The organism is Veillonellales bacterium (assembly GCA_039680175.1).
In the GTDB taxonomy this organism is placed as follows: domain Bacteria; phylum Bacillota; class Negativicutes; order JAAYSF01; family JAAYSF01; genus JBDKTO01.
In genome coordinates, this window is record JBDKTO010000089.1 from 70,209 (window position 1) to 90,712 (window position 20,504).

18 protein-coding genes, 5 tRNA genes, 1 riboswitch and 1 other annotated feature are annotated in these 20,504 nt (G+C 45.5%); of the genes, 19 read left to right on the forward strand and 4 right to left on the reverse strand.

Annotation, left to right across the window (positions count from 1 at the left end; genetic code table 11):
• Positions 1 to 110 precede the first annotated feature (110 nt).
• Positions 111 to 257, forward strand: a riboswitch (FMN riboswitch).
• A 108-nt stretch (positions 258 to 365) separates the two neighbouring features.
• Positions 366 to 1,025, forward strand: a complete 660-nt coding sequence (ribB, locus tag ABFC84_15075; GenBank protein ID MEN6414064.1) for a 3,4-dihydroxy-2-butanone-4-phosphate synthase — start codon at positions 366 to 368, stop codon at positions 1,023 to 1,025.
• A gap of 139 nt (positions 1,026 to 1,164) precedes the next feature.
• On the opposite strand, the gene ABFC84_15080 is transcribed toward ribB, so the two are convergent.
• Positions 1,165 to 2,454: an MFS transporter gene (locus ABFC84_15080; protein MEN6414065.1), complete on the reverse strand. Its 1,290-nt coding sequence runs from the start codon at positions 2,452 to 2,454 to the stop codon at positions 1,165 to 1,167.
• Positions 2,455 to 2,512: 58 nt separating this feature from the next.
• Positions 2,513 to 2,742, reverse strand: a binding site (T-box leader).
• Between the two features lie 339 nt (positions 2,743 to 3,081).
• Between ABFC84_15080 and ABFC84_15085 the strand changes: the two genes are divergently transcribed.
• The 18 genes from ABFC84_15085 to ABFC84_15170 all read left to right on the forward strand — a co-directional run bounded on the left by ABFC84_15085 (position 3,082) and on the right by ABFC84_15170 (position 17,278).
• Complete coding sequence (locus ABFC84_15085; protein ID MEN6414066.1) at positions 3,082 to 3,321, forward strand: hypothetical protein; 240 nt, start codon at positions 3,082 to 3,084, stop codon at positions 3,319 to 3,321.
• Between the two features lie 166 nt (positions 3,322 to 3,487).
• Complete coding sequence (locus tag ABFC84_15090) at positions 3,488 to 4,969, forward strand: alkaline phosphatase (protein MEN6414067.1); 1,482 nt, start codon at positions 3,488 to 3,490, stop codon at positions 4,967 to 4,969.
• A 95-nt stretch (positions 4,970 to 5,064) separates the two neighbouring features.
• A complete protein-coding gene (locus tag ABFC84_15095) occupies positions 5,065 to 6,186 on the forward strand; it encodes a YibE/F family protein (GenBank protein MEN6414068.1) in 1,122 nt (373 codons plus the stop codon).
• Positions 6,183 to 6,320, forward strand: a complete 138-nt coding sequence (locus ABFC84_15100; protein ID MEN6414069.1) for a hypothetical protein — start codon at positions 6,183 to 6,185, stop codon at positions 6,318 to 6,320. Before ABFC84_15095 ends, ABFC84_15100 begins: the two co-directional genes overlap by 4 nt.
• Before the next feature lie 298 nt (positions 6,321 to 6,618).
• Positions 6,619 to 7,911, forward strand: a complete 1,293-nt coding sequence (gene purB, locus ABFC84_15105) for an adenylosuccinate lyase (protein MEN6414070.1) — start codon at positions 6,619 to 6,621, stop codon at positions 7,909 to 7,911.
• Positions 7,912 to 7,979: 68 nt separating this feature from the next.
• A complete protein-coding gene (locus ABFC84_15110) occupies positions 7,980 to 9,266 on the forward strand; it encodes an adenylosuccinate synthase (protein ID MEN6414071.1) in 1,287 nt (428 codons plus the stop codon).
• Between the two features lie 98 nt (positions 9,267 to 9,364).
• A tRNA-Lys gene (locus ABFC84_15115) sits at positions 9,365 to 9,440 on the forward strand.
• 4 nt (positions 9,441 to 9,444) lie between these two features.
• Positions 9,445 to 9,519, forward strand: a tRNA-Glu gene (locus ABFC84_15120).
• A 4-nt stretch (positions 9,520 to 9,523) separates the two neighbouring features.
• Positions 9,524 to 9,599, forward strand: a tRNA-Val gene (locus ABFC84_15125).
• Positions 9,600 to 9,616: 17 nt separating this feature from the next.
• Positions 9,617 to 9,693 (forward strand) — tRNA-Asp (locus ABFC84_15130).
• A gap of 29 nt (positions 9,694 to 9,722) precedes the next feature.
• Positions 9,723 to 9,798 (forward strand) — tRNA-Phe (locus tag ABFC84_15135).
• Between the two features lie 92 nt (positions 9,799 to 9,890).
• The gene (locus ABFC84_15140; GenBank protein MEN6414072.1) at positions 9,891 to 10,067 is read left to right on the forward strand and encodes a hypothetical protein; all 177 of its coding nucleotides are present in this window, start codon (positions 9,891 to 9,893) and stop codon (positions 10,065 to 10,067) included.
• 63 nt (positions 10,068 to 10,130) lie between these two features.
• Positions 10,131 to 11,642: a protein adenylyltransferase SelO gene (locus ABFC84_15145; GenBank protein MEN6414073.1), complete on the forward strand. Its 1,512-nt coding sequence runs from the start codon at positions 10,131 to 10,133 to the stop codon at positions 11,640 to 11,642.
• A 403-nt stretch (positions 11,643 to 12,045) separates the two neighbouring features.
• Positions 12,046 to 13,581: an FAD-dependent oxidoreductase gene (locus ABFC84_15150; protein ID MEN6414074.1), complete on the forward strand. Its 1,536-nt coding sequence runs from the start codon at positions 12,046 to 12,048 to the stop codon at positions 13,579 to 13,581.
• A gap of 196 nt (positions 13,582 to 13,777) precedes the next feature.
• The gene (locus tag ABFC84_15155) at positions 13,778 to 14,323 is read left to right on the forward strand and encodes a Gx transporter family protein (protein MEN6414075.1); all 546 of its coding nucleotides are present in this window, start codon (positions 13,778 to 13,780) and stop codon (positions 14,321 to 14,323) included.
• A 14-nt stretch (positions 14,324 to 14,337) separates the two neighbouring features.
• Positions 14,338 to 14,694 carry a NusG domain II-containing protein gene (locus ABFC84_15160; protein ID MEN6414076.1) on the forward strand — a complete coding sequence of 119 codons (357 nt, stop codon included), beginning with the start codon at positions 14,338 to 14,340 and terminating at the stop codon, positions 14,692 to 14,694.
• Positions 14,695 to 14,849: 155 nt separating this feature from the next.
• Positions 14,850 to 16,070: a helix-turn-helix domain-containing protein gene (locus ABFC84_15165; protein ID MEN6414077.1), complete on the forward strand. Its 1,221-nt coding sequence runs from the start codon at positions 14,850 to 14,852 to the stop codon at positions 16,068 to 16,070.
• Positions 16,071 to 16,087: 17 nt separating this feature from the next.
• Entirely contained in the window at positions 16,088 to 17,278 is a 1,191-nt protein-coding gene (locus ABFC84_15170) for a helix-turn-helix domain-containing protein (GenBank protein ID MEN6414078.1), read from the forward strand.
• Positions 17,279 to 17,282: 4 nt separating this feature from the next.
• Here ABFC84_15170 and ccsA read toward each other — a convergent pair whose 3' ends face one another.
• From ccsA to ABFC84_15185, 3 genes are read right to left on the reverse strand one after another with little or no spacing between them, the layout of a single operon-like run.
• Entirely contained in the window at positions 17,283 to 19,445 is a 2,163-nt protein-coding gene (gene ccsA, locus ABFC84_15175) for a cytochrome c biogenesis protein CcsA (protein MEN6414079.1), read from the reverse strand.
• Positions 19,445 to 19,816 (reverse strand): cytochrome c maturation protein CcmE, encoded by a 372-nt coding sequence (locus tag ABFC84_15180; GenBank protein ID MEN6414080.1) that lies wholly within the window; start codon positions 19,814 to 19,816, stop codon positions 19,445 to 19,447. The genes ccsA and ABFC84_15180 overlap by 1 nt, the downstream gene beginning before the upstream one ends.
• A complete protein-coding gene (locus ABFC84_15185) occupies positions 19,813 to 20,493 on the reverse strand; it encodes a cytochrome c biogenesis protein (protein ID MEN6414081.1) in 681 nt (226 codons plus the stop codon). Before ABFC84_15185 ends, ABFC84_15180 begins: the two co-directional genes overlap by 4 nt.
• Positions 20,494 to 20,504 lie beyond the last annotated feature (11 nt).

Sequence of the window (20,504 nt, forward strand, 5' to 3'; positions counted from 1 at the left end):
GGCGATTATTTGAATTTATATTTCACAATATGGCATTACTAGAAGCAGTCAATTCCTAGCTTCAGAAGGATTGACAAAAAATAAAAAAGCTATATCCTATAATATAGAAGACTTATTCTCAGGGCGGGGTGAAAATCCCCATCGGCGGTAGCTCAGGTTTCCTGGGGAGCCCGCAAGCGCTCTTTGCTTTGAAGAGGACAGCAGATCTGGTGAAAAGCCAGAGCCGACGGTTATAGTCCGGATGAAAGAGGATAAGACAGATGCAGCTATATTTTCTATGTCTTTGAAAGCACATGCCCTTTTGCAGCTGTCTGTTTCTGCGCCCTGATTCTGGTAAGTCGCTATAAAATCAGGAGGCGTATACCATGAATCAGAATCTATTAATTCAGTTTGGCAATCCTCATGAACGGGTGGAAAAAGCGTTGGACGCACTGCGCAGTGGTCACGGAGTGCTGGTCACCGATGATGAACAACGGGAAAATGAGGGGGATATCTTTTTTTCAGCTGAGTTCCTGACGAATGAGCAGATGGCCCTGCTCATCCGGGAGGGCAGCGGTATTGTCTGTTTGTGTCTGCCGGAAGAAAGAGTTAAGGCATTACAATTGCCGATGATGGTGGAACATAACACCAGCAGTTTTCAAACTCCCTTTACCATTTCTATTGAAGCGGCACAGGGAGTTACGACAGGGGTGTCAGCCGCTGATCGCGTAATGACTGTCAAAGCGGCAACGACAGGAGCGGCTCGGCCCGAAAATCTGCGGCATCCCGGGCATGTTTTTCCCTTACGGGCTAAACCGGATGGCGTGCTGGAACGGCCGGGACACACAGAAGCGAACGTTGATTTAATGCGCCTTGCCGGACTAAAGCCCTATGGTGTGCTTTGCGAGCTTACAAACCATGATGGCACGATGGCCCGGCTGCCGGAAATCGCCGCCTTTGCCCAAAAGCACGATATGCCGGTGGTTACCGTGGAAGATTTGATCCAGTATCGGCGGGAAAAAAACCGGCAGCAATGTGCCGGTTGAGTTAAAACGTAAGATATCAGCCGGCATTACGAATGAGGGGCCGGTTGTAAACGAACAAAAAGAGGCTGTCGCCAGCGATCTATTTATATCGCTAGGACGACAGCCTCTTTGACTGCGGTGAGAAAGCTTTTTAGCGCTGTTATACTTCCGTGCAGAGAGGTTTTTCGACGGAAGTCTTTTCCGGGACAATGGAAATATCCGGCTGTACCATCAGCCAGGCAACAATGCCGATGGCTGAGGAAGCAGAGGTGACCAGCAGAGCCGTCTGCCAGCTATAATGGGTAGCCAGCCAGGCGGTGGTTATAGGAGCTACTACACCACCCACGTTACCGCAGAAGTTCATCCAGCCGGCAACGGAGCCGGAATAAACGCCGCCTAAATCAATGCAGGCCGGCCAGGCGGTGGCAAAGGTAAAGCCTAGAGAGCCCAGAGAAAGGCTTAGCCAGAGTACGTTCATCCAGGGGGTGGAGGCTAAGGATGCCACATACATGAAGCAGGCGCAGCCAGCTAAACCGGTAATGGCGAACCAGGAACGGCATTTGTTTTTGGCAATTCCTTTTGTTACCAATTTGTCACTGGCGATGGCGGCGAGGCCATTGACGGCAAAAAGGGCCATCCAGGGTATCGAGGCGCCAATTCCCATTTGTGCCAAGGAAAAATGCTGGGCTTCCATGAGGTACAAAGGCAGCCAGGCCAGATATACATACATAATATAAGCGGTAATAAAGTACTGAACCCCGATGGCCCAGAACTGGCGTGATTTTAAAAATTGTTTCCAGGGAGCGATTTTAGCGGAACTGCCCAGAGAGTCATTGCCGCCGATAATATAGGCTTTTTCAGCTTCGTTGGCCTGGCGGCTTTCCGATGGATGGTTTTTGGCAAAGGTATACCAGATGACTGCCAGAATCAGCCCGACAAATCCCAGAATATAAAATACCGATCTCCAACCCAAGGTCATAGTGAGCAAGACGGTAAAAGCCGATCCCAGCATCGGGCCGACAAAGGAACCGCCGCTCATAAAGGAAGAAGCCTTGGCTTTTTCGGTGTTATGAAACCAGCGGGAAATAAATACGCTGAGTGCCGGGAACAGGGGGCCTTCACCGACTCCTACCAGAGTTCGCACAAAGGCAAAGGCCAGGAAGCTTTGGCACATTCCGGTAAACACAGTAAAAACAGACATGCACAGCGCGGTAATGGCAACAACTAACCGGTGCTTAAAGCATTCGGCCAGCATGCCGCCGGGAATCTGCATCAGCGCATAGCCGGTAAAAAATAGTGTCTGCAATAGCCCGATATCCACCTTGGTAAAAGAAAATTCCTGCATAAGAGAAGGAGTTGCCGCCGATAAAATAACCCGGTCCATATAGGCGGCAAAACTAATAATAAACATCACTAACGCCAATACCCAGCGAAAACGGGAAGCTTTCATGGTAAAACCTCTTTTCAATTTTCAAAGTAAAAATAAAGCCCCTATTGACACAAGTGTCAATAGGGGCGATGATATCGCGGTACCACCCTACCTTGGGGCTCAAACCTCAGCCGGACAAGATAACGCGGCTGACTCCCGTAACGAGGGATTTCGCTTTTGCTTACTCAGAATCTTTTCAGCAAAAGAATTCCTGGGGGAGTTTCGCAAATACACCTGCACCGGTTTTCACCAGCCACCGGCTCTCTGAAGGGAAGGTAGAGTTTGCTTTATCCCAGTCATCATTTTTCAGCTATATTCTGTTTGTATCACTACAGGCCTGCAGGGCGAGTGTAACTTTGTTATATTGTTACACGGATTATTTGTTTTGTCAAGGGGAGAAATAAGGTTTGTAACGGCTGTGTAAAATAGAATTAACGTTTATTTTACACAAAAGTACATAAAAATTAAAGGAATTACTAAAAAATTCGCGAAATCCTAAAAGAAAAAATTCAGCGGAGCATAATGCTCCGCTGAACGGAATCTATAGCTTTCATGTTTCGCTGTGATGGGTCTGGGCTGTTTTGCAGAGCTGCAAGATTGCAAGCTATCAATTTAAATTTATGTATTGATAGAAGGGACGGATTGGATATGGCGATTTTAAATGTTACTTTGGATACCGTTGATGTAGGGAAGTACCGTAAGCGATTAAAATTGGCGGGGTTCCTTTCGGCCAATTATTTTTCCACCAACGGGTTTGATTTGCGGGAAATGAGGCGGCTGGCTCTTGCCGGTAAAATGGACGCCCGAAGATGTGTGATTGGCAAATCCATCCGCTGGTATTACTGTGAAGATCAGGCGGAGCTCGCTCATATACGCGGTCAGCTATAGACAAATGCAGAGATTATTCCGGGCAGGCAGGTAAGATGCTTGCCTGTTTTTTTACGTTGATTTCATGCCACACTTTACCAAAAGTTAATCTGCCGATAACATAAAGCTAAAATGTCTCCGCTATAATGGAAATAGGTAATTGATAAAAAATTATGGAGGCGATAGCGTGGTGCGAAAAAACAAAGTGCTCGGCTTAACTGTGGCGGTGCTGGTTTTGGTGGCAGTTGTTCTGACAGCGGCTGCTCCTCAGCAGCAGGTTGCAACCGCCGGTGTGGAAAACGGTCATTACGGCAGAAAAGCAAAGTATGTATTTTATTTTATCGGGGACGGCATGGCCATGCCGCAGATCACTTCTACTGAGATATATAAAGGAACTGTGGACAGCAGCGATAGGATGAACCGGGAAAAACTGAACTTTACCCGTTTTCCTTATCAGGGAATGCAAACTACTTATGCAGCCAACACTTTTATTACCGAGTCGGCTGCTGCCGGAACGGCATTAGCTACCGGGCATAAAACCAATAATGATGTGTTGGGCATGGATGCCGGTAAAACAGTCCCGTTTAAGACGATGGCTGAAATGGCAAAGGAACAGGGGATGAAGATCGGTATTGTCACCAGCGTTTCCCTGGATCACGCGACCCCGGCCGCTTTTTACGCGCATGAGCCTACCCGCAAAAATTATTACGAAATTGAGCTGGCTATGGCCGACAGCGGCTTTGATTATTTTGCCGGCGGCGGACTGTTAGCGCCTAACGGCAAGAAAAACGACAAGCAGAATGCACTGGAGATTGCCCAGGGAAAAGGCTACAAAGTTGCCAATACCAAAGAAGATATTCTGGGATTAAAGGCAGCTGACGGTAAGGTGATTGCCATTAATCCCGTGCTTGCTGCGGAATCGGCGCTGCAATATGAAGTTGACCGGACCGATCAGTTGTCGCTGGCTGATTTTACACAAAAGGGAATTGAACTGTTAGACAATCCCAATGGCTTTTTCATGATGGTGGAAGGCGGGAAAGTTGACTGGGCCTGTCACGCCAATGATGCCGCTACCACGGTTCATGATATGGTCGCCTTTGAAAATGCGATTGGCGAAGCGCTTACGTTTTATGCCAAACATCCTAACGAGACGCTGATTGTCGTTACCGGCGACCATGAAACCGGCGGGATGACCATTGGCTTTGCCGGAACTCAGTATGACACCTTCTTTAGTAAAATCGACAATCAAATTTTGTCGTTTGAAGAATTTGACAAAGCAATTAAAGATTATCGGGACAATGTAGGCTCTGCCGGAGCCAGCCTGAATGACTGGCTGCCGGTTTTGACGGAAAAATTCGGTTTGTATGACCTGAGCGATTACGAAAAGACCCGCCTCCAGGATGCTCTTGCCGCCAGTATGATTGATCCGAAGAAACGGGCCAGAGACGAGCAGTCGTACCTTCTCTACGGCGGTTATGAACCATTCTCGGTAACAGTTACCCATATTTTGAATCAAAAAGCGGGTATCGGCTGGACTACTTATGCTCATACCGGAGTTGCAGTGCCGGTATTTGCCCAGGGAGCAGGCGGCGACATGTTCCAGGGGTATTACGACAATACCGATACGGCAAAAAAAATCATGAGTATTATGGGGCTGCAATACCAGTAAGTTAAGCCGTATCGAATCCATAAAGCGAAGAGATGGAGCGGGAGCCGGTCCCGTTCTATCTCTATTTTTACTATATTGGGAAAGGGTGGGGACATATGCTTGCGCAGCAAAAACGAAACAAAGTTTTCGTATGGTTTATCACCTTACTGTGTTTTATTCTTTACTTCATTCCCACCGGGTTCCCTGATCCGGAGGACGGCTATGTGCGCAGCAAGGCCAAAGTTCTTACTGTGGACAATGAACAGGTTCATCAGCGCGGCGTCGTCAAGACAGGGGTTCAGGGGGTGACATTGGAAGTCGAAGACGGAAAGTTTAGCGGAGAGACAATTGAGACCACGAATACTCTGCTGGGGAAGCTGGAAATGGATAAAATATTTCAGCCGGGGGATAAGGCGCTGGTCGTCATCAAGGATGAAAACGGCCAGGCCGGTGCGGCCAATCTGCTGGACCACTACCGCCTGGATGCAGAAGGCTGGCTGTTTGCCTTGTTCGCCCTGGTGCTGTTTTGGTATGCCCGGTGGACCGGAGCGAAAGCGCTGTTGTCCTTTGTTTTTACCGTTCTGCTATTGTGGAAAGGGCTGTGGCCTTTGATCCTGAAAGGCTGGGATCCGATCTTCCTTTCTTTCCTGATGGTAGGCGGCATTGTCGGCTGCGTTATATTTTTGGTTGCCGGTTTCAGCCGCAAGGGAGCGGCCGCCTTTTTAGGAACGATCAGCGGGGCGGCATCAGCCTGTATACTGGCTGTCGTATTTGGCAAATTGCTGAAAGTTCACGGGGCAGTGGTGCCTTACGCTGAAACATTGCTTCACGTAGGTTTTAGTCAGCTTGATTTGACCAGGATATTTTTTGCCGGTATCTTTCTGGCTTCTTCCGGCGCCATGATGGATGTGGCGATGGATATTGCCGTAGCCGTAGCTGAATTGGTGAAAAAAAAGCCGGGTATGAGCCGGCGGGAAGTGATTGCTTCCGGCATGAATGTGGGGCGGGCTGTGGTCGGAACCATGACGACAACGCTGCTGTTGGCTTATTCCGGCTCCTTTACGGCGCTGATGATGGTATTTATCGCCCAGGGAACACCGGCAGTCAATGTTCTCAATCTTACTTATATTGCGGCGGAAATCCTCCATACCTTGGTAGGCAGCTTCGGCGTGGTGCTGGTTGCTCCTTTTACCGCGCTGCTGTCAGGCTGGCTGCTGACAGGGACAGAGGAGCAATGAGAGTTCATTCGTTGTTAGCGCTGGGCCGCGGGCTTATTTGGGCGGGTGCTCCTGTCTGTCATCGCGAGTCGGCAGCCGTCGCAATGGATCGGTGCATCCGTACAGGAAACTTGCTTCGCTGCCGCTGGCAATGACAAAATTAGGGTTTGCGCCAAGTTTACCGGCGTTTTTTTCGGTTTATTATGTCATAAACTCCGAACATTATGGAGACAAACAACAAAAACATTCGAAATTTTTATTGACACTGTGGCGAAAAGGATGCTATGATAAACAAGGGAAAATACGAATAAATTCCTCGCTAAACTCAAATAAGGGCAACGATTGCCGATTTGAGTTATTTTTGTGACATCGGGCAGAATAATGGCTGGGCATACGGCTGAGCACTGTCCCGGTACAGCATTTCAATATTTTAGAAGCAAAGGAGCGATAATCATGATTGAACGCTATACATACCCGGAAATGGGGCGTATTTGGACTGATGAAAATGAATTTCAAACCATGCTGGATATTGAGATTTATGCCTGCGAGGCGATGGCAAAGCTGGGAGAAATTCCGGCTGAGGCTGTAAAGGTTATCCGGGAAAAGGCGAAGTTCAAAGTTGAACGGATTCGGGAAATCGAACAAGTAACCCATCACGATATTTTGGCCTTTTTGCAGGCTGTAGCTGAGAATGTCGGTGATGAGTCGAAATATATTCATAAAGGATTGACCTCCAGTGATGTCAAAGACACGGCTTTGGGGGCGATGATGAAACAGGCTTGCACCATTATTATTGATGATTTGGAAAAATTTAAAAGCATACTGAAACGTCGGGCGGCGGAGCATAAATATACGGTTATGATTGGTCGAACTCATGGCATTCATGCCGAACCCATGACACTGGGACTAAAATTTGCCCTCTGGCTGGATGAAACGGAACGGAATATTGAACGGATGAAGCGGGCCAGGGAAACTGTTTCTATCGGCAAATTATCCGGTGCAGTAGGTACGTATGCCAATATTGATCCGAGGATTGAGAGCTATGTTTGTGAAAAAATGGGCATTAAGGCTGCCAAACTGGCGACGCAGGTCATTCAGCGGGATCGTCATGCCGAGTTAATGACTACGCTGGCAGTGGTTGCCAGTTCACTGGAGAAGTTTGCCACAGAAGTCCGCAATCTGCAGCGCACCGATATCCGGGAAGTGGAAGAATACTTTGCTCCCGGACAGAAAGGTTCGTCGGCAATGCCTCACAAACGGAATCCGATTACCTGCGAACGGATCGCCGGCTTGGCCCGGCTGGTTCGCGGCAATGCCATGGCATCTTTGGAAAATGTGGCTTTGTGGCATGAAAGGGATATTACCCATTCTTCCGTGGAACGGGTTATTTTACCGGACAGTACGATTTTGGTGGATTATGCGCTGCGCAAGTTTACTAATATTATTGATAAGCTGCTGGTGTATCCGGAAGCGATGAAAGCGAATATGGCGAAAACCGGCGGCCTGATTTTCAGTCAGCGGCTGTTGCTGGCGCTGGTAGACAAGGGAGTCATTCGGGAAACGGCGTATCGCTGGGTACAACGTAATGCCATGGCGAAATGGCTGGAAGGTGCCGATTTTAAGACCAACGTTATTAAGGACGAAGATATTAAACAATATTTATCTCCGGCGGAGATTGAAGCGTGTTTTGAATACTCCTATTATCTTCGGCATATTGATACCATTATGGCAAGATTTGGTCTGTAAGCATAGACTGAAGAGCGGCGGGCCGGGGAAAGAAACTGGCCGAAGCGCATAAAGAAAGGGTGAGGAGTATGTCAGCAGTAGTAGTGATTGGGACCCAATGGGGCGATGAGGGAAAAGGGAAGGTTGTTGATTATTTAGCGGAAAAAGCGGATGTGGTCGTGCGTTACGGCGGTGGCAATAACGCCGGTCATACCGTTGTCTTGAATGGGAGTGCTTTTAAACTTCAACTGCTGCCTTCGGGTATTTTATATAAAGGCAAGATTTGCATTATCGGCAATGGCGTGGTCATTGATCCGGCCGGCTTGCTGAAAGAATTAAAGGGAATGCGGGATAAGGGAATTGATACCAGCGGTCTGAGAATTTCCAATCGGGCCCATGTAATTATGCCCTACCATAAACTGCTGGACGAAGTGGAAGAAGGCAGCCGCGGCGATCAGAAAATTGGCACAACCAAACGGGGAATTGGGCCTTGTTATATGGATAAAAATGCCCGGATCGGCATCCGCGTTGTCGATTTGATGGACGAAGCAGAATTCAGTGCGAAACTGAAACGGAATCTGGCAGCAAAAAATCAGCTATTAAAAGCCGTTTACGGCGTAGAAAAACCGTTTGATTATGAAGCAATGAAAACCGAATATCTTGATTATGCAAATCAGCTACGTCCCTTTGTAACGGATACATCGGCTGCTTTAAATCATATTCTGGCCGAGGGGAAAAAGGTGCTGTTTGAGGGAGCTCAGGCGACTCAGTTGGATTTAGATCATGGCACGTATCCCTATGTTACGTCCTCCCATCCCATTGCCGGCGGTGCCTGTGTCGGTGCCGGAGTCGGGCCGACGAAAATTGACAAAGTCGTGGGTGTTGTGAAAGCTTACAGCACCCGGGTAGGCGAGGGCCCATTCCCCAGTGAGCTGTTTGATGAGGTAGGGGCTACAATCCGGGATGAAGGCCATGAATATGGGACAGTAACCGGACGGCCCCGCCGCTGCGGCTGGCTGGACGCCTGTGTAGTCCGCTATGCCGGCTATATTAATGGGCTTGATTATTTGGCTATTACCCGCCTGGATATTCTGGATAAATTACCGACCGTAAAGATTTGCGTCGGTTATCAATATAAAGGCAACATTCTGAGCGAATTTCCGGCCAGTCTGAAGGTGCTGGGAGAAGTTAAACCGGTGTATGAAGAACTGCCCGGCTGGCAGTCGGATATCAGCGGCGCCCGGACTTATGCGGAGCTGCCGGAGAATGCCCGTCGTTATGTAGAACGTCTGAGCAAAGCGGCCGGTATTCCCCTTGGCATTATTTCTGTCGGACCGGATCGGGAACAAACGATTATTTTGCACGAGATGTTCTAGTTTCGAGGTGAATTACTTCACAAGGACATGAGAAACGGCAAAAAAAGTAGTTGACAATAATTTTGCATTGCGTTATAATCATATCTTGTGAAGCGCATGATCCACTAGCTCAGTTGGTAGAGCACCTGACTTTTAATCAGGGTGTCGTTGGTTCGAATCCAACGTGGATCACCATTTCGGCCCGTTGGTCAAGCGGTTAAGACACCGCCCTTTCACGGCGATATCGTGGGTTCGATTCCCGCACGGGTCACCATTTCGGGCGATTAGCTCAGCTGGGAGAGCGCCTGCCTTACAAGCAGGATGTCGGCAGTTCGATCCTGTCATCGCCCACCATTTTATTATAATAATACGGCCCGGTAGTTTAGTTGGTTAGAATGCCGCCCTGTCACGGCGGAGGTCATGGGTTCGAGTCCCATTCGGGTCGCCATTTTTTTGTCAGCGCGCAAGAATCTATTTGCCGCGGTAGCTCAGTCGGTAGAGCAGAGGACTGAAAATCCTCGTGTCGGCAGTTCGATTCTGCCCTGCGGCACCATGCTTGCAACAATAAACCTCCACATCGCAAGATGTGGAGGTTTTTACAATTAGAGATTTTAGAAATCAAGCTCACCCGGGGAAGATTGGCTTTTGTTTGGTAAAGAACAAGTCAGTAAAGACGATACTACTGACCCGGAATTGAAACAAATGTATGATGTGTTTAAAAACTTGATGCAAAATCCTGACCCCAATTTGCGCGGCTGGGCGATTGTGCAGTTTCGCAAATCTTTTGGCGAGTATTGGGTAGCGGAAGAGAAGGAACAATAAAAAATAGAGGGAAAAGGGAACTCCTGCCAATTTTTGTTTAAATTTGGTAGGAGTTTTTGTGTAATGATGGGGAATTATAAGAAGAAAAAGGGTGGTACGATGGCAATAGGAAAGGCAATAGCAGAAATAGGATGGAATTTAGACAACAGTTATGCCCGTCTGCCGAAATCATTATTTAGTAGTCTCAGCCCAACTCCTGTGCGATCGCCAAAATTAGTAGTTTTTAATTCCCCCTTGGCAAAATTCCTCGGATTGAAGGCTGAAGAGCTGTTAAGTCAAGACGGTGCCGAGGTGCTTGCTGGCAATCGTCTTCCTCAAGGTTCGTTGCCGCTTGCTCAGGCGTATGCGGGACATCAGTTTGGCCATTTTACTATGTTAGGCGACGGCCGAGCGCTGTTACTTGGCGAGCAGATTACTCCCCAGGGTGAACGGTTTGATATTCAGCTTAAGGGTTCGGGTAAAACGCCATATTCCCGCAGGGGTGACGGTCGTGCCGCCCTTGGACCGATGCTGCGCGAATATATCATCAGCGAAGCAATGCATGCGCTTGGGATTGCTACCACTCGCAGTCTGGCGGTGGTAACGACCGGTGAACCGGTTGTTCGCGAAACGGAGCAGCCGGGCGCAATTCTGACTCGTGTGGCTGCCAGCCATCTGCGGGTGGCCACTTTTCAATACGTTGCAGCAGGGGGCACTGTTGAGGAGCTTAGAGAATTGGCTGTCTATACGATAAAACGTCATTTCCCGGAAATTGAAAGTGACGAGAATCCATATTTTTCGCTGCTTAAGGCGGTCATAAGGCGTCAGGCAGTGCTGATTGCTAAATGGCAGCTGGCAGGATTTATCCATGGAGTTATGAACACCGACAATATGGCTCTTAGTGGAGAAACTATTGATTATGGTCCCTGTGCTTTTATGGACGTGTATGATCCGGCGACGGTATTCAGTTCAATTGACCTTCAAGGCCGGTATGCCTATGGCAATCAACCGTTAATTGCCGGGTGGAATCTTGCGCGATTTGCGGAAACCCTATTGCCGCTTCTTCACGCCGATTATGAACCAGCTGTTGAAATGGCTCAGGCTGCGTTTGAAGATTTTAGTGCGCTATATCATCAGAATTGGCTGGCAGGAATGAGAGCAAAGTTAGGAATATGGAATGAGGAGGTACAAGACGAATCCCTTATTGCCGATCTCCTAAGTATGATGCAGAAATATCGCAGCGATTATACCAATACTTTCCGTTCATTAACGCTTGACATTTCCGATAATGCGGTTTTGTTTAGCGCTGCGGAATATACGCAGTGGCATCAGCGGTGGCAGGTAAGATTACGCCGACAACAGGAAACGAAAGAGGACACGCTCCAATTGATGAGGCAAAGCAATCCCGCCGTAATCCCTCGCAACTACCGGGTGGAGTCAGCCCTTGAAGCCGCAGTGCAGCAGGGAGATTACAGCCTAATGGAGCGGCTGCTTGCCGTCCTTTCCAATCCTTACGCCTACTCCCGGGAACAAATAGAATACGCCGCACTGCCTGAGCCGTCAGCCTGCCCATACAAAACATTTTGCGGTACTTGACAGATATTGCGCATGCTATTTTTGCGGTCAGGCAGCAGTGCCGCTGGTATAATTCGGGCAACAAGTTAAAGGACTTTGGAAAATATTCCAAAGTCCTTTAACTTGTTGTAAATGGCGGTTTCGGCAAGTCCGCTTTTCCCTGAGCCTTCCATAAGCCGCTTAGGGGGATCGTTCCCCCCTAAGCCGAAGTGCGTGCCTCATACAATATCAGGCCAGAGAGTTTGTCAAAACAATGGAGGTCACTGTCCATTAATGCTGAATAATTACACAAAATTTTGTGATGAAATTTAGTTAAAGCAACAATGAATTTTAATGGTGCGAGTGGTATGCTTTAGGCTGAGGAAAGTTAGGGAGGAACTAACAAGAATCAGCAGTAGCTGCAATAAAATAAGGGGGAGATTCTGTGAGCAAGAAAAAAGCGTGGATAGGACTGTTCCTAGTATTAGCAATGGTTCTAAGTTTGGCTGGTTGTGGTGGAAAGGATAAAGCCACCAGTTCGGCCGCGGCTGAGAAGAAGCAGGCTGACGTTGTAGTTATCGGTGCTGGAATGGCTGGTATGTCAGCAGCGATTGAGGCCGCTCAGCAGGGGTCAAAAGTAATTTTATTGGAAAAAGAGGGCGTTCTAGGTGGCAGTACAAATCATGCTGAAGGCATGTTCGGATCTGAAAGTCCCCTTCAAAAAGAGCGAGGCATCACGGTCAACGAAGAAGCATTATTAAAGGAAGAATTTCAATTTTCTAACTTCAAAGTGGATGCCAATCTGTGGAAAAACGTTATGCGCCATTCAGGCGAAGATATTCAATGGCTCATGGATATGGGAGTAAAGTTTGAGGATGTACTGAGTACGGGTGCCGGCAACAAAACATGGCACATTTACGAGGGATTCGGTAAGAGTGTAATTAATAAACATATGAAACCGACAGCTGAAAAACTTGGCGTGGAAATTCTGGTTAATACACCCGCTAAAGAGCTTATAATGAATAATGGACAGGTAGCTGGTGTTAAAGCAACTACGAAAGATAAAAAAGAATTGGTGATTAATGCCAAAGCGGTTATTATAGCAACAGGCGGGTTCGGCAATAATGAAGAAATGGTTAAAGAACTCACACACTATGATAAGACACAATATGCTGACAGAGGTGCGCCGGGGCATGACGGTGACGGTATAAAAATGGCCAAAGCAGCAGGTGCGCTTACCGGTGAACGTGCTATAGTCATGAATTTAGGTAATTCAATAGAGGGGACTGCCCTTGATTCGCAACTGAGTGTTGCCGCTGGTCAGGAACCGTCTCTCTGGGTAAATCAAGATGCAAAACGCTTCGTCAATGAAGATGTAATCTGGTATTATACCCGTGGCAGCAATGCGATAATGACACAGCAAAAAGCGTTTACTGTTTTAGACAGCGACGAAATTTCGAGACTGGAAGCGCAAGGCTCAACTGTTGGCTGGGGCATGTATAATTCACCCGGCACAAAATTAACGAAACTTAAAGCCGAACTAAAGGATGCACTTGACAATGGTAATCCTAATGTATTTACCGCCAATACTTTGGAAGAGCTTGCAACCAAAATGGGAATTGATCCGGCAACTTTTGTTAAAACAGTTAACGATTACAATTCTTTCTGCGCAAATGGCAAAGACAGCGAGTACTACAAGGATGCCAAGTATCTTCATCCGGTAAAAACCGGTCCGTTTTATGGTTTCCACGTAAAAGCTTGTAATCTTACTTCGTGCGGTGGTATAAGAGTAAATATTAATAATGAAGCATTAAATGCAGATTATCAACCGATAAAAGGACTTTATGTTGCAGGCATGGATTGTGACGGCTTTACCGGTGACACGTACGGCTTAACTCTTCCTGGTTCAGCTCAAGGAATTGCCTGCTTTACAGGAAGAAACAGCGGGAAAAACGCCGCTCTGTATGTTAGGCAGCAATAGGTTTATTCCTTAAAACTTAGCAAGGGTTAAAAGGGCAATCTCTATCTGACAATATTTTGAGATTGCCCCTTTAATCTAATAAGGGGACGGTGTGGCCTGCTACATGCTTTCAATGGGATAGATTTTCTGAACAAAGGGGTCAGAGAGAAAGGATAAATAATTGATGTCTACGACGAGAAGGATAACTATAATCGGAATGTTAGTCGCGCAGGCTTTAGTCCTTCAGTTTATTGAGCGGTTGATTCCAAATCCCATCCCAGTTCCAGGCATAAAACTTGGTTTGGCCAATATTGTTACCTTGTTTTCGCTGGTAGTCTTTGATTTTAAAGCGACCTTAAGTATAATATTATTGCGCGTCGTTCTGGGTTCGTTGCTTCTGGGGACGTTTTTAGGCGCGGGCCTTTTTATGAGTCTCGCAGGAGCAGTTGCAGCAGGCTGTATAATGGCGCTCCTATTACGCTTTCTCCCCGATATAAGTTTAATAGGCGTAAGTATTGCTGGTTCCGTAGCGCACTGTACGGGGCAACTTATTATAGCAGCGCTGCTTATTAATCATTCTGGCATTTTTTATTATCTACCGATAATGCTGCTTCTTTCAGTACCTACGGGTTTTGTTACCGGGCTTTTTTCAACAAAGGTTATTAAGTATTTTAAATCAAATAATATTATGGGTTCATCTTTGCTTAGGTTTGATATGAAACAAAAAAGCGTAAACCGTTCTTCGCATAATTCGCTTTACTGAAAGTGTGTGATTAAATGAAAAAATATAGCACAGTAGTAATTGCCGGAATAGTAATAGCAGTGGCCATTTTAGGTTTTGCCGGTCTCAAATTTTTTCAAGCTCATAATAACAGTGATCATATGAGAGCGGTAATTAAACAGGATGATAAAATTGTTGAACGCATCGATCTTGATTCTGTTGTAGAACCAAGAAGAATAGACATTTCCAGCGGAACCCATCACAATATTATTCGTGTAGAGAAAGGCAGAATAAGATTTGAAACGGCAGATTGTCCTGATCAAATATGCGTGAATACCGGATGGTTGACAAACAAGGGAAATCTGGCAGTATGTATGCCTAATAAAGTTTTAATATATATAGAAAATGATTGATCTGAAGGGATCGCCCCGGTTACGTTTTCGGTTCATTTTGCTGAAATCCGGTTATTTTGCAGGATAAACCGTATTTAAGTAGAATTAAATAATAAGAATTTTAAAAATGCTTCTATGGAATTTATAGAAGCATTTTTATATACGGAAGGAATGCTATGAATAAAGTACCGCAGTGTCTGTGTGTGTTGGGGAAAGTAAGAAAATATGGCGTAAAGGCGCTTATTTCTTATATTCAGCAAAACTTTAGAAAAAAATTCATACTTATGGACGGACAGGGTACAGAAATCTTTGCATCAAGTGAATTTATTAAAAATAAGGATACTATTTTACAGATAAAAAAGGGACAATGGTATGATGAAGAACAAAAAAAATTTGTCTATCGAGCGGAGAAAAGAGGGGTAAGTTTATTTTTGGTATTACATCCGGTAGTAAAAGGCGATCTGCCTAACGTAAATTCGTTGTTGGAAGATATACGATTATCAATGGCTTTTTATTTAAATACAATGCTGGAAGCGCAGGTGCGCTGTTCAGAAATTGAAAATGATTTAATGGAGAGTCTGTTTGGAAAAAAACGTGGGAAAGGAGATGACTTTTTACTGTCGGGTCATTTTAATTTATATATCGATAAACCATATGTTATCCAGTTGATTCATGTGGAAAATACAGATGATCCGGTTATAATAAATAAAGTAATTGAGCTTGTGGTCGAATATACAGGAAAAATAAGAGTGCCTTCTATGCGTCCTATATATTGGCGAAATAATCTCGTGCACATTATACCGGCTTATTATAAGAATGAGACCTTTGAATTGAGGCAGGAATGGCCTGATGCTAGAATTTCAGAGGTTTTTCGCAAATTAGCCAAACAAAAATTAAATGTAATCGTTTCTCTTGCTATGGGACAGATCCATTTTCTGGATGATCTTTATAAAAGCTATCATGAAGCACTTATAACACTAACATTTTGCCGAGTAAGGGGAGAGGCTGGCTGTGTGCAGCGCTTTTATGATTTAGGCTTTTTTCGGTATATTTTTTTGCAAGATATAAAGGTAAATAAAAATTATGTAATGGATAAGTTGGGTGCAATTATTAATTATGATAATGAAAATAATACAAATTTGTTGCAGACGCTGAATATTTTGATAGATAACGCATTTAGCTGGAAAGAGACAGCCGCAAGATGTAATGTTCATGTAAATACCATTCACTATCGAGTCGAGCGCATTGAGAAAGTGCTGCAGCTAAAGCTGCAGGATACCCAAAATATTTTTGAGTTGTATGTTGCGTTAAAGTTATGGGATCTATTAAATGCATTAGAATTGATTGATGATTATTATGTTGGCACAATAGGGGATGTAAATTGCCATGGTAGATAATTTGGGGTGTTTGTTTAATGAAGAATGACAATACAGCTGAAATGAATTTTTTGGAGCAATTATTGGATGATGGAATTATGCGTATTGCCTATGATTTCGAGACGGAGATAGGGAGAAATGTTCTTTTAGCAGATAACAATGGAGAAATATTTTATTCTTTAAAAAACATTACTGATGAAGCGGCTCGTATTTTAGTTCGCCAAATCCCGGCAATTAAGGAAACAGAATATTATTTTTGTAAAACAAGAAAAATGCTGTTTTATCAATTGGGCGAAAAAGAACACCGGTTAATTGTAGGGATACAAAATGTGCGGCAAGAAGATATTGCAATTTTAATTGATAAAGTTCGTTTACGCAGATTAGCGTTAAAAACATATTTAGATATGCAAGAACAAATACAAAAACAAGCCAGAGCTTTTGGGAGAAATCGAGTAGAAGCGCTGGTGAAAAGCAGCGCCAATATCTATGATATCATTGGTTTCCATAATATTGATTTAAAGACTGACCGGTATTATGAAATTTTATTGATAAAAACCGACAAGACGGAAAATATTACCGATACAGTTACTGCTATCGGAGATTTTTACACACAAAAGGAAGGTGAAGAAAATTTTCCGCCGATTCTGTGGAATGATATCATTATGATTATATCGCCGATGAATAGTATAGACAGCAAAACGGTGGCCGATATAGAAAGAACGGCTGCGCTTTGCCAAAGAAAATTGGCAGAGCAATCAGGCGTTGAACTTAGCTGTGGGATAGGCCGATTCTATATGTTAAATAATTTGCATAAATCCTATATTGAAGCCAAAATTGCTTTAATATTTCCTAACATTATGGGGAAATTCGGTAGGGTGCAATCCTTTGATAAGCTTGGCGTTTTTAGCATGATTTTTTCGCAAGAGATCGATTTGTTAAAGGAATATGTCTTAAAAGTATTAGAACCCATATTGAGTTATGACCAGGAAGTGAATATGCAGCTGGTTGATACACTGCGAATATTGTTACGCAACAACTTTAATTGGGCTAAAACAGCCAAGGATATGTTTGCTCATGTCAATACGATTTATTATCGGTATGATAAAATTGAAAAAATGTTAAATTTTGATTTGTCCAAAGGCAAAGATCGCAATGAAGCGTTTGCCGCACTTACGGTGTGGGATGTATTAAATAAGATAGGTTTTATCGGAGAAGACTTCTTTCGTTAAAACGTCATTCCATTGAAAGTTTGTCGTGGAGTTTTTTCGCTAGAGTACAAATAGTACATCTGTGTTTGAGTGCGGCCCAGACAGTTCCTAGAGTAACAAGAATAGCTCCCAACCATACAAAAGACATCAGAGGTTTGCGACTTATTTCCGTTTCAAGTTTTTCGGGTTTGTTTATAGACTCTAGGCTGCGCAGGGTGATTTCTGCCTCGCCGTCTTTAATGTTAAGCGATGTTAAGGCGATTTCGTAGTTAAAAACGGTAACCGGCACGCGAAACAGCTGCCCTTTTTGCGGGATAAGTTCAGGTGTGACTTCCTGTACGATACCGTCTTTCGTCACTTCGAGTATGGCAGCGGCTTTAATATCGCCCTCAGGACCACTATTCATAGTAAAGCGAATAAACTTTATTTCTAGACCTTCCGGGGTAATTTTTTCGTCCTTGTGCAGTTGGTATTTCTGTACATCATTAGACTGCAATGCCGGCGTTAGATAGAGATCGGCCGTAAGCCCCCGATAAATGCCGGGTTCATGAACAGCCGGCTCGCCGGCTGCGCTTAGCTTAGTGTGAGGAAGCAGTACGGTGTTGAGCGGAGTATCTAAGGCAAACTCGTGATAAAAGGTATTGCCGGCTGCATCGCTTTGTTTGCCCATATAGGTTACTCCCTGCCCCAAGACTTCTTGTCGCTGGCCGGGTTCAAAGCTGGTCGTAACAGACTGGGAAGCCAAAGAGGAAAAGATAATGCCGACTAAGGCAATGGACAAGCCTAAATGGGCTACTCCTGCCGGCCAAGGCAGTATTTTGTTATGGAGCGCTGTCAGTGTTGCTGCAGCTGTTGCTGCAGCTGCTCCTACAGTTATCATTGCAAACAGGTTGTCGATGCCGGCTATAAACGTTAGGATAACAGCGATAAAGGCAATTCCGCCTAGCCACCAGTATTTTTGTAAGTGTAAGGCGGAGTTGTCACCCCATGGCAGTAAAGTTCCCTCAGCCAGTAAAACAACCATGGCGGCAGTCAGCGGTAATGCAGCCGTGTTGTAAAAGGCGGTGTCGATACTAGCGGGATGGCCCCAGAAACCGGTAACAAGCGGTGTGGACATGCCAATAAACACAATTAGACTAATAACTGCCAGGATTATAGCCGTAGCACACAGACAGAATTCCCTGCTCTTAACATGTACATATAGCGGCTCATTTGGCATTTTAGACCAATACCAGACTAAAATTACCAGCCCGCTTACAGCCGTGAGCAATAGTATACTTCCCAGTAAACCACCCATCCCTTCATTACTAAAGGAGTGGGTGGAGAAGTTATCCAGTACGCCGCTCCGAGTGAGATAAGTTCCGTATAAAATTAGCACAAAATTGCTAATAGCGGCAAGATAAGCATATTTTACTGCCGTATTACGCACCCGGGCCAATAGTAATAAGTGAAGCAACGCCCCGGTGACAAGCCAAGGTACCAGGGAAGAATTCTCTACCGGATCCCAGGCCCAATATCCGCCCCAGCCCAAGACTTTGTAGGCCCAATATCCGCCCATAAAGATGCCTGCGCCAAGTGATGACCAGGCAAACAGTGTCCAAGGAAGTGATTGGGCAATTACTTCTTTATGATGGCCAGTGAATAGGCCATGAATTGACAAAGCGAATGGTACAGCCAGAGCCGCATATCCTAAGAAGACAAAGGGCGGGTGGATGACCATCCAGGGATCCTGCAGCAGCGGATTCATGCCCATGCCGTCAGCCTCCAGTCCGGGCATGGGGCGAAAAGGGCTTTTACACACCAGGACAACTAATAATAAGAGCTGTAAAGCACAGAACGCTGCCATCGCCGCCGGTGCCTTTTTTCGGCTGAGAAACAGTCCGAAAACAGTATGAAACAAAGCCCACAACAAAAATGATCCTTCTTGTCCAGCCCAAAAGGCGGAAATTTTGTAAGCGAAGGCTTGTTTATGCGCTGAATAACTAAATACATATTCGTAACGGAAGTTATCGCTTAGCAAGAAATATAACAAATAGCCGGAAGCTATAAGAATGGCACAAGCTGCTGTCCGGTAAAATAAGATAGCCGTTTCTTCCGTTGAAGCAGGCGAACGATAAGCTTTACAATAGAAAATAGTTGCTATTCCTGTAGTAAGTAAAGCAAGAATGAGAGCCATGTAGGCCAGCATTACCGGTTCACGCTCCTTTGATATTTGGATGGGCACTTAATAAGCAGCTTATCAGCGGCAAATTGATTGTTTTGATATCGGCCAATGGCAACAATACTGGCAGTGTGCTCCAGGCCTTCAGGCTTCGTGCCAGTATAAACGATTAAGGCTTCTTCGCCGGCATCATCGCGCAGACGAAAGCGAAGTTGGTTGCTCTCAGGCAAATAGGCTATATTATCTGCTGATAAGGTACCTTTAACTTGAACCGTTCCTTTAGTGGTTCTGGCTTCAGCAAAGGAAACATACGGCGAGAGGGAATGGGTATAAGTAACGGCGCAGAAAATCAAAAAGGAGAAAATTATAAATAAGCTAATAGTATGCTGTTTTGTCATAATCTGCCGCCACCTTCCGGGCTGTCCTTTTGCGCAAGATCACGCCGGCGCGTTCGCTCAATGTAGTAGATGAAAAGTTGTCGAAATAGGGCACTGGCAACCAGCAATGCGGCAATAAGTGTATACAGCATGACCGGATCCATAGCGATCTTCGCGGCACTATTAATGACCGGTGACGGATGGAGTGAGAAATAATAACGAGGGATAACAAAAACTAGAAATGGCATGACAACAATTGCTAACAGGGAGTAAGCGGATGAAATTTTAGCTCTTTGCTCGGTATCGTCAATTGCCGTGCGCAAAGCGAAACTAGCGCCGTAGATAAGCAGCAGGATAAAGATGGTTGTTTGTCTGGGATCCCAATTCCAGTATGCACCCCAGGTTATTTTGGCAAATAATGCGCCGCTGATTGTTGCCAGCAGGCAGAAAAAGAAGCCTAATCCGGCGGCAGTGGCACTTTTTCGATCATATTCCATTTGATGGGTGTTTAGATAGCGCAGAGCCCATAATGCCGATAGCACGAACGCCATGACGGAAACCCAAGCCGCCGGAATGTGAAAAAAGACAATACGTACCTTTTCCCCTAAGCCTTCTGCGGGCGGCACGATGAAAAAAACGGCGTAGATCACACCGACTGCTGCTAATATTGTGATTATATTACTCATGCGGTGGTTCAACATATAACCTC

Excerpts from the sequence above, each read along its gene's own strand:
- ABFC84_15080 (MEN6414065.1), bottom strand. The coding sequence starts at position 2,454 with ATGAAAGCTTCCCGTTTTCGCTGGGTATTGGCGTTAGTGATGTTTATT.
- ribB (MEN6414064.1), top strand. The coding sequence starts at position 366 with ATGAATCAGAATCTATTAATTCAGTTTGGCAATCCTCATGAACGGGTG.
- ABFC84_15095 (MEN6414068.1), top strand. The coding sequence starts at position 5,065 with ATGCTTGCGCAGCAAAAACGAAACAAAGTTTTCGTATGGTTTATCACC.
- ccsA (MEN6414079.1), bottom strand. The coding sequence starts at position 19,445 with ATGCTGGCCTACATGGCTCTCATTCTTGCTTTACTTACTACAGGAATA.
- ABFC84_15085 (MEN6414066.1), top strand. The coding sequence starts at position 3,082 with ATGGCGATTTTAAATGTTACTTTGGATACCGTTGATGTAGGGAAGTAC.
- ABFC84_15170 (MEN6414078.1), top strand. The coding sequence starts at position 16,088 with ATGAAGAATGACAATACAGCTGAAATGAATTTTTTGGAGCAATTATTG.
- ABFC84_15180 (MEN6414080.1), bottom strand. The coding sequence starts at position 19,816 with ATGACAAAACAGCATACTATTAGCTTATTTATAATTTTCTCCTTTTTG.
- purB (MEN6414070.1), top strand. The coding sequence starts at position 6,619 with ATGATTGAACGCTATACATACCCGGAAATGGGGCGTATTTGGACTGAT.
- ABFC84_15145 (MEN6414073.1), top strand. The coding sequence starts at position 10,131 with ATGATGGGGAATTATAAGAAGAAAAAGGGTGGTACGATGGCAATAGGA.
- ABFC84_15155 (MEN6414075.1), top strand. The coding sequence starts at position 13,778 with ATGTTAGTCGCGCAGGCTTTAGTCCTTCAGTTTATTGAGCGGTTGATT.
- ABFC84_15165 (MEN6414077.1), top strand. The coding sequence starts at position 14,850 with ATGAATAAAGTACCGCAGTGTCTGTGTGTGTTGGGGAAAGTAAGAAAA.
- ABFC84_15100 (MEN6414069.1), top strand. The coding sequence starts at position 6,183 with ATGAGAGTTCATTCGTTGTTAGCGCTGGGCCGCGGGCTTATTTGGGCG.
- ABFC84_15160 (MEN6414076.1), top strand. The coding sequence starts at position 14,338 with ATGAAAAAATATAGCACAGTAGTAATTGCCGGAATAGTAATAGCAGTG.
- ABFC84_15110 (MEN6414071.1), top strand. The coding sequence starts at position 7,980 with ATGTCAGCAGTAGTAGTGATTGGGACCCAATGGGGCGATGAGGGAAAA.